This is a genomic window from Campylobacter sp. FOBRC14 (genome assembly GCF_000287855.1).
GTDB classification, from domain to species: domain Bacteria; phylum Campylobacterota; class Campylobacteria; order Campylobacterales; family Campylobacteraceae; genus Campylobacter_A; species Campylobacter_A curvus.
On the sequence record NZ_ALJJ01000018.1, the window covers coordinates 197,407 to 211,784 of the forward strand.

The window sequence follows — 14,378 nt, forward strand, 5'->3', positions numbered from 1 at the left end:
ATCAAAACGGAAAGAGCAATACAAAGCGAAATGACAAAGATGTCACAAATCAGCAAAATCAAAAAAGATAGATATTTTTTCATGATTTATCATACCTTCTGAAATCATCTTCGAGCCTTACTATATCGTCTTCACCGGTATATTTACCTACCTGCGCTTCGATCAAAACGACCGGAATTTTTCCCTCGTTTGAGAGGCGATGAATTTCGCCCATTTTTATATATGTCGATTCGTTTTCTCTAAGCAAAAACGTATCATCTCCTATCCTGACCGTAGCAGTTCCGCAAACCACGATCCAGTGCTCGTTTCTGTGAAAATGCTTTTGTAGCGACAGCCTTTTGCCGGGCTTTACCACGATACGTTTTATTTTGTATCCGTCCGCATTTTCTAAAACCGTATAGCTCCCCCAAGGCCTATGCGTAGTAAGATGAGTGCTGGCAAGCTCGCTACCTTCCAGTTTTTTGACGACTTGTTTTATCTTTTGACCGGAACCTTTTTTGCAAATCAGTAAGGCGTCTTTCGTGTCGATTATGATGCATCCTTCTATATCTACCGTAGCTATTTTTCTATCGCTTCCGTATATCAGGTTATTTGACGAATCCACGCAGATATGATTTAAATTTGTCGTATTGCCGAATTTGTCTTTCGGCAGCTCTTCATATAGGCTATCGAAGCTTCCTAGGTCGCTCCAGCCCATATCGCAATGCACCATCTTGACGTTTTTTGACTTTTCCATTACGGCGTAGTCTATGCTATCTTCTGGGATATTTGCCATATCTTCAAATTTTATTTTTATGACGTCCTCTTTTTTAGCATTTTTAAACGCCTTTAAAGACGCATCATAAATTTGCGGCGCATGCATTTTAAGCTCATTTAAAAACACTCCCGCCTTAAACATAAACATACCGCTGTTCCAATAATACCCGCCGTCAGTCAAATACTCTTTCGCCTTTTGCTCGTTTGGTTTTTCGTGAAAGGAGATGACATCGTCCGCGCTGCTTTGTATGTAGCCAAAGCCGGTATTTGCAGATGTTGGCTTTATGCCAAAAACTACGATATGCCCTTGTGTGGCAAAATTTTCCGCTTTTTTTACAGCTTCGTCGTAGGTTTTAGTGTTTTTTACGAGATGATCGGACGGGGTGGCAAAAACGATCTCATCTTTATCTACACCAAGGCACGCTAAAGCGATCGCAGGTGCAGTATTTCTGGCAACAGGCTCTAAAAGATACCTTGTACCGCTTGCTCCTATCTCTTCAAGCTGATCTAGCGACAAAAAATACTGCTCGGCATTTGAAACGACAAGAATACTCTCGCATAACTTCAAATTTCGCTCATAAGTTAGCTGAAACAATGACTTATCGTCAAATAATTTTATAAACTGCTTTGGCATGAGGGTTCTACTGATAGGCCAAAGTCTAGTGCCGCTTCCGCCGCATAGTATCACGTTTGTCATAACGTCCCTTCTTTAAATTTCATATATTTTTCCTCTACAAATTCTTTTATCTCTCGCTCAAATCTCTCTTTTGAAAATTTTAGCGCATGTTGCCTTATCTTTGATGGCTCAAAAATTTCTATATTTTTTTCAAATTTATCCACCGCATCAAGTAAATTCGGTAAATTTTGCTCGCTAAAATGCACACCCGTCACCATATCCACGATCGTTTCTTTTGTTCCACCTTTGCCTAAGCAAATAACTGGCGTGCCGCATGCCTGAGCCTCTACCGGCGTGATACCAAAGTCCTCCTCGGCGGCAAATACGAATGCCTTTGCTTTTTGCATCATCTCTTGCATAACATCATCATTTTGGTAGCCTAAAATTTCGATATTTTTCGCAGCTTTTGACTTTACCTTCGCCATATCAGGACCGTCACCTATGACTACTAGGCGTTTGCCGCTCTTGCTAAATGCCTCCACGATGAGGTCGATCTTTTTATATGGCACCATCCTTGAAGCCGTGAGATAAAAATCATCTTTTTGCTCTTTTAACTCAAATTTAGCCGTATCCACGGGCGGGTAGATGACCGCGCTATCCTTGCCATAGATCTTTTTTATCCGCCTTGCCACATAGTGGCTATTTGCTATATAGTAATCGACCCTGTTGGCGCAGCTCGCGTCCCAGATGCGAATTTTATGTAAAAAATACTTTGCCAAAAGCCCTTTAAAACCGCGCTCTAGTCCGCTTGCTTTTAGGTATTGATAGTACAGATCCCACGCATATCGTATCGGCGTATGTACGTATGAGATATGCAGCTGATTTGCATTTGTGAGCACTCCTTTTGCCACGGCATGCGAGCTGGAAAGCACAAGGTCAAATTCGCTCAAATCAAATCTCTCAACCATAAAAGGAAACAGCGGCAGATAGTTTCGATATTTGCTTTTGGCAAACGGTAAATTTTGAATGAAGCTAGTATGCGCCTTTTTGCCTTTTAAGACAGCGCATCTATCCCTCTCGTCCAAAAAATCGATCAGGCTAAAAATTTCAAAATCATCCCAGATGTTCGTAAAACTCTCTACGCATTTTTCGGCTCCGGCATACACGCTAAACCAGTCGTGGATCAAGGCTTTTTTCATTTTGCTTCCGCCTCTCTAAAAATTTTTATTATTTTTTCTGCGGACTTTTGCCAGCTAAATCTTTTTATATTCTCAAAGCCTTTTTGCCTAAGTTCATTTTGCATTTTTTCATCGCTCATTAAATTTTCTATATTTTTAGCAATATCATCAACATTATAAGGATCAAAATAAACTACACTATCTACACATACTTCAGGCAGGCTTGCAGCATTGGAGCACAGCACTGGACAACCGCATGCCTGAGCTTCTAGTGGTGGTAGTCCAAAACCCTCATAAAAAGACGGGAATACAAAGATTTTAGCTAGATTATAAATAAAAGCAATATCTTCATCATCAACAAAACCCGTAAAATAAACCTTTTTTACCAAATTTTGATCTTTCAATATCTCATCAATACCTCCATCTTGTGTTAGAAAGCCATCTCTTTTGCCCACTATCACAAGATTCTCGTCTATATTTTTTAAGGCCAAGAGTAAATTTTTTATATTTTTATTTGGCTTTACATTTCCAACGAATAAGATAAAATCTTGTGGCAAATTGTATTTTTTAAAAATATAATTTAAATTTTGTCTTTCTTTAATAACTTTAAATTTATTAATATCAATTGCATTATAAACAATATATATTTGCTTACAAATTTTAGTATATTCTTCTATTTCTTTTGATGCAAAATTAGATACACTTAAAATTCTATCACTTTTTTTTGTGGCCGCTTTTATCATAAACCTAGCATATATCTGTTTTGGTAGTGATAAAGTATCAATAAAAGCTAAATGAAAAACATCATGTATCGTTACAACTCTTTTTTTAGCCCTTATTGGTAGGACTGGAATATTGTAGTGAGGCGACCAGAAAATATCACATTTTGGCACTTTTAAAAATAGCTCCAACTGCTCTTTTATCGAATACACTTTCGCACCACATTCTATAATTTTGACATTTTTAGCCCACCCGTATTTTTCTATCTCTTTTTTGTTGCCAAGAAGTAAAATTTCAAACTCATCAACTAAAAAAGGTATTATATTTTTGATATATGTTCCGATACCAGAAAAGTTATGCATACGAAAATCTACAACAATCTTCATTTTATTCCTTTATTATCTGCTTTATTTTACTAGTCCAGCCGTTTGTTTTTGCAAATTCAAGATAAATTTGTCTATCTTGAACGCTTATAGCTTTTTGTAAAAAAGAGGCAAATTTATTATAATTTGAAGCAAGAAAAGCTGGACTATTTATATGCTCTAGCTCCTGCCACTTTACAGATACGACAGGTAGCCCAGCCGCCATATACTCATATAGTTTCAATGGGCTGATGGCATCTATCAGCTTCATATCGGTCCTAAAAGGGATAATGCCAACCGATGAATATCTCAAAAAATTTGGCACTAATGCGTTATCTACTTTGCCATAAAATGTGATATTTTCCATATATTTTAACTTATTAAAATTTTTAGGCTCATATCTTACATCACCTATTATCAAAAAATGTATATCTTTTAGCTTACTGGCTAAAAATTCAAGCAGCTTAAAATCAAACCATCTCTCGATAGCCCCGATATAAACGGCAACTGGTGCTTTTATGGAGTTAAAAAAATCAGGCTTCTCAAAATCGCCTTGAAATTTATAAAAATCAACTCCATTTGGAACATATAATGAGTTGCCATTTAAATTTTTTATGTATTCTTGTAAAGCAGATGAAGTGTAGATAACCTTATTTGCCAGCTTTATCAGCTCATTTTCTGCCTTTAATGTAGCCTTTGAGACGCCAAAGCCATCAAGCCTATCTGTTACTCTCACTATCAATTTTTTATATTTTACAAGATTAACCAACGGCAAAAAAGCAAAGTTATCTATCACTAAAATATCAACATCTAAAAAAGAGTATTTTTTCAAGATATTTTTTAAATTTGGGATGGTAAAAAAAATCCAAATTTTTATAATAAAATAAAATGCAAGTGGTAGCTTTTTAATAGGTGGTAATAAACTATAAGGCGTATAGACAAAATAGTTTTCAAATGCCTTAAATACTCCTTTCTTAGCCTGTTCAAATCTAATTTTATTTACGCCTTTTTCATGAAATGGCGAAATGGGAGGCGATATAAAAAATACGCTATTTCCATCTTTGGCAAGTAGTTCGCTATAATAATTACACCCAACTTTTAAGTGAGTTCCATAATACGAATTTCCACACCAAAGTATTTTTTTAGACATTTTTATACCTTATATTGTATAAACTATTTGTTTTTAGTCCTAAAATCGGCTTTTCTACAACAAACCAACTAATAACGCCACATAAAAGTGATAGCAACACGACCATAAAGGCGTATTTTTGCTCTTTTATATACCCAAGCTCTACAAATATATTTACAAAATACATATGATAAATATATGTTCCATAAGTAAAGTCATTATTCTTAAAAATTTTATTTAATCCACTAAAACTATAAGCAAAACTAAAAACTAAAAAAGAAAATATAATACAATTAGTCATTATATCCATTGCAATGCTCGGAAAATAGTAATTGAAAATTTTGAATATGCAAAAAATAAGTAAGTAGATATAAAATTTATTATATATATATTTATGCAAAAAGCTAAAATATCTATAAAAATAAAAACCTAGCAAAAAAATAAATAAATAAGGCAAAAGAGAGACATTTATGAGCTTATTTATAAAAATATTGTGATCACTTAAACGATTATATACAAAGAATATTAAAGATATAACAAAAAGGATAAAAACGATACTTTTACTTTTTTTAAATATCCAAAATATTACAGGCAAACTAGCATAAAAGAACAGTTCAATCGATATTGTCCAAAGTGGAGCATTTATCTCACCAGTACCAAATGCCTCACTTGCTTTGAGATTAAAAAACTGCAAACAAGTAAGCTGAGTACATAGCCACTTTAAAAATTCATAGTCAAATTTAACAGGATAAAAATAGTTTAACAAAAATATGCTCATTAATAAATTCACATATAAAGCCGGAAATATCCTTAAAAACCTATTTTTAAAATAGATAAAAATATCCTTATTTCTATCGTAAGAATAGCTAATCAAGAACCCACTAATCAAGAAAAATATAGCTACTCCGTAAAAATTACCAAAAAATTCAGCAATAGCATAAAATTCCGTATTTTCTACTTTTAAAAAATATGCCGTATGCCCAAACATTACCTGACATGCAGCAAATAAACGTAAAAAATCAAAATTATTATTTTTAATATCTATCATAAACTCAATGTTCCATATCATATAAAGTTTTAAAATTGTATCGCTTAATTATTTTATCTAGGCATTTTATAGATTCCAAAGAAATAGATTTAGGGTGTGATATAAAAATAATATTTCTACTTCTACTTTTATTTATTGCAATATTTATTAAAAAACTAGACATATTATCTATGCTTAATGGCCTTCTGCGACTTCCCAACTTGGCAAATACGGACTTTTTATCCATATTTATACCTTTTCCGTCTCCATATATTTTAGAATTAGTCAGCTTTAAAAGTATTTTATTAATTATTTTAAAAAACATACTGGCACAAAATGTACCAATTGGCATTTCTATAAATTTACCATTTTTATCTTCAATCAAAACATCATCAGTAAATCTATATGCCTCAATGTTTTTAAGCTTTGTAAAATCAAAATAGTGTATATTGTTATTAGATTTAATACCCTGCATAACAGATGTATCAACTAAAATTTTGTGTTGCAACAAGGCTTTTTTTAATTTATCAAATGGTTGAATACACCATCCACCAGCTCTATAAGAATGCAGCCTATACTCGTCATCTACCTCTTTTATAATATCGTAAAGAATTCTTACTGATTTATTTATTATATTTTGAACCTTTATTTCAGTATATGATTGAATTTTATAATGTTCATAGGTTGGAAATACCCATTTTTTAGAGCCTTCCTGATAAATTGCATCATACCAATGTGGGTGTATATGTAGCTCTACTCTATGTCCCGTCCTAACCATATCTTGTATTTGTTTCTTTATAAGGTTATATTCTAATTTAAGATTTAGATCTAAAATTCTTTCAATATAAATTGTATCAATGTAAAAGGTAGCTTTAATTCCACTTTTATTTAATGAATCAAGCAAAATACTAGTTGGCTTTAAAATAGAGTTTTCTAGCGTTCCGCTATCATCTCCAAAGAATAGCTCGTAATCAAATGTCAGAAGAATTGTCTTAGTTTTTATCTCTTGATCTATAATGTCGCCAATATATTTGTTGCCACTTAAAAAGGCATAAGAGTATTTTAAATATTCAAACAACTTATATTTTAGTGGTTTTATAGGATATTTCCAAAGATAGCCAACTTTCATTTTTCCACCAAATCTTGACTTAAACCTCTGGATACCTTCAAGTTTGCCTCCTTTTATGGGATTTATTCTAGCACCAACGAAATCATAAATCTTAATGCCCTTAGATTTCATATCTTTTATAATTTGCCAATGTAGTAAATTTAAAGAGCCGCTATATGGATGAGATATGCTACCACCATATATATAATAAGCACAAGAACAATCATAATAAACAATAGCACAACCTTGATATATCCCGTTTTTTTCTGCTACATAAATTTTAATATTATTCTTTAATGCATTAAGCTCCTTATATAAAACTGTTTTTTGAGGAGACATCATATTTTGTCTAAGCATTGTGTCTTTTATTAAAGAAACGGCTATTTCTTTAAAATCTAAGCCCTCCTTTATAAAAACCTCATCTTTTATGGCTTTTTTTATAGCATTACGATGTTTTGTATGTATATTTGAAAAAATAGTTTGCTCACTTTGGTCTAATCGTATTTGATATGAACCAAACCGCGTGTATAAACAACCATCTGGATACACCCCGAAAACGACACTGGATGGAGGTTGTGCTATAAAATCAACATATTTCATTTGACTTTTTACTATGTCCACTACATCATTTAAAAAATTCTTTTCCTCTATAATCGTTAATGTTTCGTCTTTATATATTGTCTGATATGGTAGTACGACATAAGAAAAGATTAGTTTTTTATTTATATAAAATGGCAATATAAAATTTTTATCAACAAACCAACCAAATTTGGTTGATCTGGATGACAAGAATTCCTTTTTAGCAAATATTGGCAATTCAATTTCTGTATCTAAATCATTAATTATTTTTATCATAGCCTACTTATCCATATCATTTAAATTTCTCAATAATGAATTCATTATTTTAAATTGATTATCCATAAACCACTCATCTTTTTTTATTTTTATATTTTTCCTAATATCTTCTATATATTCAATATTTATGTATTCATCAATAGCATAAGCCATATCTTTGATATTTTTATAGTCAAACGCCAATCCAAATTTATTTTTTACTATAATGTCTTTCGCATCTCCATCGGGCAAAGCACCCAAAATAGGAATCTCTAAATTTATATATTCATATATTTTTGATGGGACACAGGCTCCAAAATAATCATTTGATAAAGATACGAAACCAATATCAATATTTTCGAGCATAAAATTCATAAAATGTTCATGATCTAGGTAATCTATAAAAATAATATTTGGATCATTGATATTCATTAGCGGTCTATACGCAGAGTAATTTCCTATAAAATAAATTTGTATACGAGCTTTATATTTTAAATTTTTATATACCTCATAAAGTATTTCTGGGCTTTGGTATTTTGACATCGCACCAACATATGCTATACAAATCGTATCGCCGACAATCTTTCGTTTTGAAATAGTAGTTTTAGCAATATATCCAAAATAATTATTATGTATTACTTCTTTAAGATTTGGGTATTTTTTTTGCAACGACCGCCTATTTGTAAGTGACGATGTTATTATCATATCGGTTTGCTCAAGATATTTTTTTTCGGATTTTTCTCTACTAATGTGAAATCTATTATCTATTTTTAATCCACAAACCTTAGAATATGCTATTGGATCATGGAAATTTACAATAAGTTTACAGTTATACCTTTGTTTTAGTAGGCTTCCAAGCTTTATCATTCCAAGCTCGCCACCACTAGTAGCAAACAGTATATCACTACTATCAATTTTATCTTTTAAAATTTCAAAAGCTTGCTTTACCCATCCATCCAAGTAATCTTCATAAATTCCAAGTCTTTCAAAAATATTTGCAATCTTTTGATTGTATATTGCCGAAAACGGAACATGGTATACGCCATTCTCTATAACGAGTTTTTTGCTATTATAGTTTGGAGTAACGGTTTCAATATTCCAGCCAAATTTCTTAAAATTTTTAACTTGACTTGTTCTAATTAAAGCACCACCTGTTTTTATAAATGGATAAAAAGATCTCGTAAAATACCATATCTTCATAATTTTATATTATCCCTTAATGTACGTTTTTCACAATATGCTGATACGACAAAAATGCTTAGCATTGAAAGCACAAATGAGTAAATAGACGCATACTCTACTTCTATAAAATATAATATATAATACATAAAAATAAAAGACAATAGCCCAACTGCGCGTATAACAATTATAATGTTATATAATCCATATGATTTTATTATAGAATCCGAAAAATTTACATACATAACAAATGGAAGTGCAACTATTAAAATGTTTATCATTTCATAAGAGTTTATATACTGCTCTGGAAATATATAACCAATAATCATTTTAGATAGCAGCCAACAGCTAGTTATAGACGCTACGCCAAAAATAATAAGCAAAATAATTATTTTTCTTTGGATTATTTTTACTTCAATAAAATTCTTGTACCCAATTAGTCTTGATATATGAGGGAACAAAAATCTACCTAATGGCCAAGAACAAATTGATATTAAAGCAAAATATATACTTCTTGCAACAACTTGGAAATTACCAAGTTCTGCGATATTTTCTTCTCTTGTCATCATAAAAACTGGTGCAAACAATAAAACCCCATAAATAAAAAAACCAAAACTTGATACAAAACTCATTTTTATATTTTCTATAATATTGCGCTCTTTAAAGTCAAATTTATAATATGTAATAACCATCTTTATATACTTTTTATCTAGCTTTATAAAAATGGTAAAACATCCAATTAAAAAGATGATAAATTCAACAGATATAAAAGTGATTATAAGTACATTATATCTTGCATAATCTTTCACTATAATAGTTTCCAAAAAAATAACCAAAACAAATAGTATCACTTTGGCTATACTAAGTATGGAAAGCATTATGTTGTATTTTCTAAGCAGTAGCAAATTATCAATATAGCTATTAAAGCTCAATATAATAAACAAAAAAGACAGATATAACCAATTTATCTGCGAACCATTTATATCTCCAAACATTAGGAAATATCTAGAAAATGGAATTATACAAAAGCCAACAAAAGCAATAAAAATAGTAAATAATATAGTAAAAATATTTAAAAATCTAATTTTATTGTAAGTATCAATAATCTTATTGTAAGTTGTTACTAGGGCATCTTTAAATCCTATAAAAAACCTCATTGCCAATGTTACAATATCAATAATGGTATAATATACCACAAGCTCATTACTTGGGAATTTCCTAGTTAAATATATCTTAAATATAAAATTGATAAGTATTGCCAAAAGGGTAACGGAAGAATTTAATAATAATGAAATTTTTAGCACGAGCTACATCCAGCATCATCAAAGAGTCTATAATCTGACCTATTTATATAGTAAAAGAATTTCTTTGTCTTTTTATAAACTAAAAGTATATTTTCTTTATCATCCTTGCTAAATATAGCATTTACAAACTCCTTAATATATATAAAATTTATATCAAAAAAATCTCTATAATTGATTTGCATTTTTGCAAATAGATAGAATATATCAAAATAGATCTGCTCTTCGTTAGATAAATAATCACTAAATACAAATTCATAATTATATATGATAATATTTGGATTTCTAAGGCTATCTATATCTATCATAATATTATCTATACAAAAATTTCCACTAGAAACTCCCATTTTCATATGTTTTAAAATAGTACACTTTAAAATATTAAAAAAAATATTATCGTTGATAAAAAAACTTATTGGTTTAATATTTTGTGCAGTAGGGATTATGATCATGTTATTAATGTTTCTTGCCTTGCTAGTGTCATTTGCTTTATTAAATTTATTAACCTGCATTAAAACTATATCTTGCTGGTTAAAGATAAAAATAGGCTCAACATTTTTACTAATAATTTTTCGCATGAAAATATCATATTTATTTTTATTAAAAATCTTTAGCAAGAAATATCCATCGGCAATTACTTTAAATGAATCAAAAAAATAACTATTTCCAATCTCTTCAAATTTAATGGACTTTATTGCCTTAATATCAAACTCATTAAGCACTTTCAATTTTACAGCTAATACAAAATTTTTAAAAGCATATGTCGTATTTAAACAATATTTTATACTCTTTTTAATCAGTTTTTTAGTCTTTACTATTTTATCTGAGAGATCAACTCCAATATAGCGTGTATATTTATGGTGCTCAAAGTCTTTAATCGGTATTATCCAGTTTTTGCCATACAAAAATTCTAAAAATTTTTTGGTATTACAAGGAATATTGACTGTACGTTCCATAAAATAAATTTTATCTAACGATTTTAAAAATTTATTTGGAATCATGTTTGATGATGAACGTGAGGCAAAAAAGTATTTTTCATTATTTTTATATATAGTTATATCTATTATTAAATTATTATATCTAATGGAAACACTACTTTCATCTGTTGAAATTTTATATATTTTAAAGCCATTTATTCTATCAAGTTTCCCAAGGAATAAAAAAAGTTTATACCTCTCATACTCAAACATACCAAAATCTAAATCATTATCATATTCTATAAAGTTATTATCCCTAATAGCCCCCAAACAAGTCCCATGTGTTATAAAAAAATTTATGCCAGTACTATTAAATAGATCAACTATAATCTCAAATGCATATTTTTTATCATCAAATGGTATCTTTTTGCTACTATCCAAACAAACAGCATTATCGACATTTATGATATATTTTCCAAATGTATCATACTCTTCGTATATTAAATTTGCATCCTTAAAATATATCGTATATAAATTTTTAAGATTATCGCTCATAATTTACAAATCGACCCTTTCATTAAAAAATTGCTCTTTAAAAAATATATATGACAATATCTTTTCAACACTTTTATAGTCATTTTTGATTATTTGACCATAATTCATCTTGCTGTCATAGTTTTGTAGTATGCTAATTATAAATTTGTTAAGCTCTTTATTTGTACTAGCATAATAATACGATGCATCCGGATATGGTAACTTTTTCTTATTCCATAAAATTTTATCAGGTATCTTTCCAATAAACGAATATCTGGATATAAATTTTGTAAAACCATTATGCATTTTATAATTTTCTGGTAAATTAACAACAAATTCGAGTAATCTAAAATCAAGGTATGGCAATCTTGACTCAACAGAAAACATCATAGAGTCTCTATCACCCGTATAAAGCAAATATGGTAAGCCATCTTGTAAAGAATAAATAATAGCATCATTCAAATTATATTCTTGATTAGCTCTATATCTGCGTTCAAAGTTATTTCTATACAACATATATTCAAAAAGCTCATTTGATAGTTCAATATTAAACATATCTGTATGTTTTTTTAGTATCTTTTTATATAGAGTTTCAAATGTAAAATTAGACAAAATAGAATTTGAAAGCACTCCTTTCAGTATAGTTTTTAACTTCTTTATATCGCCACTTACGTATCTTTGGGCTTCTAAAATCTTATAAAATTTAAAAACTCTAAAAAAGTTAAACCAGTTATCTGTATATCCTGATAAAAGCTCATCAGCACCCTGCCCTTCAAGCACTACTTTAATATTTGATTCTTTTATCCTTTTATAAACGCTATATCCACTAAAACCGATACTAGGAACTGGTGCATCATATGCCCAAGTCTTTTCTCTATAAACTGATAAAAAAAGATCTAAATCATTATAATCAGTAATAATTGGATTGTAATTAAAATTAGTATTTTTTAGAGCTTCTTGTATATCTTTACTTTCATCTATGTCGCTTAAATTTTTATCATCAAAAACTGAACTAAATACATTAATAGGCTTTGTGCCACCAAGTAGCTCTTTCATTATGTGATAAATTGTATTGCTATCTAGCCCACCAGACAAGGTAATAGATACATCAACATCGCTTCTAAGCCTTATTTTCACCGCATCATATAAAATATCATAAAATTCATGACTATATTCCATCAGTTTTTTATTATCAACCCTATCATAAACGTGCTCATGGTCATATCCTAATTCCCAGTATCGCTTAAAATCAAATTTGAAATCATAAATATTTGTCTCAATAAAATGAGACGATGGAAATTTAAAGACGTTGTTAAATGAAGTATATTTTGTATATCCGCTAGAATCATTAAGCAATATCGCATGAGTTTCTAATGTATTTTCTGTTAAATCAACTACTGGCAACATTTGCTTTATTTCAGAAGAAAAAATAATAAAATTATTATCCTCAAAATAATAAAGTGGTTTTTCCCCGATCCTATCTCTACTAATAACTATATTTTTTGTCTTTATATCGTATATAACAATAGACCACATGCCATTAAGCATAGACCAAACAGCCTCTCCCCATTTTATATAGGCTTTTAGCACAACTTCTGTATCTGTATCTGTGTAAAATTCAAAACCTAGATCAATAAGCTGTTGTCTTAACTCTATATAGTTATAAATTTCTCCATTAAAAACTATCCAGTATCTATCATTTAGATCATTAGCTGTAAATGGCTGTCTTCCCTTTGAAGACAAATCAAGTATGCTGAGCCTCGCATGCCCCATAAAAAAGTCAAATTTTACCTCCGCATCTTGCGATACACTATCTAAATAAGTAAATTTATTATCCAAAAAAGCAACCAATGAGCTATCATCTGGCCCCCTATAACGTATGCATTCTATGGTTTTAAATAATATATATTTTTTAACAGGTTTTTTATTTTTATTTATAATTCCAACAATCCCACACACTACCAATACTCTCCTAAATTTTAGACCAAATCAAATAACCACTCCTTAATGCCTTAAATATTTCACGCAAATAAGAGATTATATATATACAAAATACAAGAATAAGTAAAAATTTACCAAAAAATATCAAGTAAAAAAGCCCAAGAAACAATAATTGATTTCTCCATATATAAATAGTCTTTATTAAATTTACTATCCCTTGCTTTAAAGGCACACCAATAATGCGTAACATATCCTCATGATCATGCTCCACAGTGGTTACCACTTTTGTACCCCCCCCCATTTTTTTATCTACACTATTTGCTATTTTCCTAAAATACTCTACGAAATAGTAGAGCATGATGCAAGCCATGCTTAAATAAATAAAAATAACATCGGAAGAAAAAACAAATGCACCATATGCAACACTAAATCCAAGAGGTCCGTATTCCGCTGCAAAAAGCTCATCAGTGATATATTCATAATATTGTCCTAACTTGGAACATTGATTTTTAAGTCTAGCAAGCATTCCATCTGCATGATCTAAAATTTCAGCAATTTCAAATAAGACTATCGCAACGATAAAAGAAATAGCCGACCCATACATAAAAAGCAAAAGATAAAAGACTGCTATTATAGATCTAAAAAGTGTTACTTGATTTGGCGTTATATTTGTATTCCATATCGCCATAACAAATTCTTGTGCAAGAGGTCTTACTATGTAGCTATGTATTACTGTTTCTTGTCTAAATTTTCTTCTTTTTGGCTTTTGCATTTTT

At 30.1% G+C, this 14,378-nt stretch carries 11 protein-coding genes; all 11 read right to left on the reverse strand.

The window, feature by feature from the left end; genetic code table 11:
* Nucleotides 1–79 precede the first annotated feature (79 nt).
* The 11 genes from HMPREF1139_RS09940 to HMPREF1139_RS09990 are packed head-to-tail and all read right to left on the reverse strand — an operon-like array spanning nucleotide 80 to nucleotide 14,374.
* Nucleotides 80–1,453 (reverse strand): mannose-1-phosphate guanylyltransferase/mannose-6-phosphate isomerase, encoded by a 1,374-nt coding sequence (locus HMPREF1139_RS09940; RefSeq protein ID WP_009651388.1) that lies wholly within the window; start codon nucleotides 1,451–1,453, stop codon nucleotides 80–82.
* Complete coding sequence (locus HMPREF1139_RS09945; protein ID WP_009651263.1) at nucleotides 1,450–2,571, reverse strand: glycosyltransferase family 4 protein; 1,122 nt, start codon at nucleotides 2,569–2,571, stop codon at nucleotides 1,450–1,452. The genes HMPREF1139_RS09940 and HMPREF1139_RS09945 overlap by 4 nt, the downstream gene beginning before the upstream one ends.
* Nucleotides 2,568–3,656, reverse strand: coding sequence for a glycosyltransferase family 4 protein (locus HMPREF1139_RS09950; protein WP_009651431.1), 1,089 nt, complete (start codon nucleotides 3,654–3,656; stop codon nucleotides 2,568–2,570). The genes HMPREF1139_RS09945 and HMPREF1139_RS09950 overlap by 4 nt, the downstream gene beginning before the upstream one ends.
* A gap of 1 nt (nucleotide 3,657) precedes the next feature.
* Nucleotides 3,658–4,782, reverse strand: a complete 1,125-nt coding sequence (locus HMPREF1139_RS09955; RefSeq protein WP_009651344.1) for a glycosyltransferase — start codon at nucleotides 4,780–4,782, stop codon at nucleotides 3,658–3,660.
* Nucleotides 4,775–5,809 carry an acyltransferase family protein gene (locus HMPREF1139_RS09960; protein ID WP_009651171.1) on the reverse strand — a complete coding sequence of 345 codons (1,035 nt, stop codon included), beginning with the start codon at nucleotides 5,807–5,809 and terminating at the stop codon, nucleotides 4,775–4,777. Before HMPREF1139_RS09960 ends, HMPREF1139_RS09955 begins: the two co-directional genes overlap by 8 nt.
* Nucleotides 5,810–5,813: 4 nt before the next feature.
* The gene (locus HMPREF1139_RS09965) at nucleotides 5,814–7,751 is read right to left on the reverse strand and encodes a GNAT family N-acetyltransferase (protein ID WP_034966491.1); all 1,938 of its coding nucleotides are present in this window, start codon (nucleotides 7,749–7,751) and stop codon (nucleotides 5,814–5,816) included.
* Nucleotides 7,752–7,754: 3 nt separating this feature from the next.
* Nucleotides 7,755–8,930 (reverse strand): glycosyltransferase, encoded by a 1,176-nt coding sequence (locus tag HMPREF1139_RS09970; RefSeq protein ID WP_009651447.1) that lies wholly within the window; start codon nucleotides 8,928–8,930, stop codon nucleotides 7,755–7,757.
* Nucleotides 8,927–10,213 (reverse strand): lipopolysaccharide biosynthesis protein, encoded by a 1,287-nt coding sequence (locus HMPREF1139_RS09975; RefSeq protein ID WP_009651350.1) that lies wholly within the window; start codon nucleotides 10,211–10,213, stop codon nucleotides 8,927–8,929. The genes HMPREF1139_RS09970 and HMPREF1139_RS09975 overlap by 4 nt, the downstream gene beginning before the upstream one ends.
* On the reverse strand, nucleotides 10,207–11,682 hold the full coding sequence (locus HMPREF1139_RS09980) for a LicD family protein (RefSeq protein WP_009651131.1): 1,476 nt from the start codon (nucleotides 11,680–11,682) through the stop codon (nucleotides 10,207–10,209). The genes HMPREF1139_RS09975 and HMPREF1139_RS09980 overlap by 7 nt, the downstream gene beginning before the upstream one ends.
* Nucleotides 11,683–11,685: 3 nt before the next feature.
* Nucleotides 11,686–13,620 (reverse strand): asparagine synthase (glutamine-hydrolyzing), encoded by a 1,935-nt coding sequence (gene asnB, locus HMPREF1139_RS09985; protein ID WP_227898193.1) that lies wholly within the window; start codon nucleotides 13,618–13,620, stop codon nucleotides 11,686–11,688.
* A gap of 13 nt (nucleotides 13,621–13,633) precedes the next feature.
* Entirely contained in the window at nucleotides 13,634–14,374 is a 741-nt protein-coding gene (locus HMPREF1139_RS09990; protein WP_009651372.1) for a CDP-alcohol phosphatidyltransferase family protein, read from the reverse strand.
* Nucleotides 14,375–14,378: the final 4 nt, after the last annotated feature.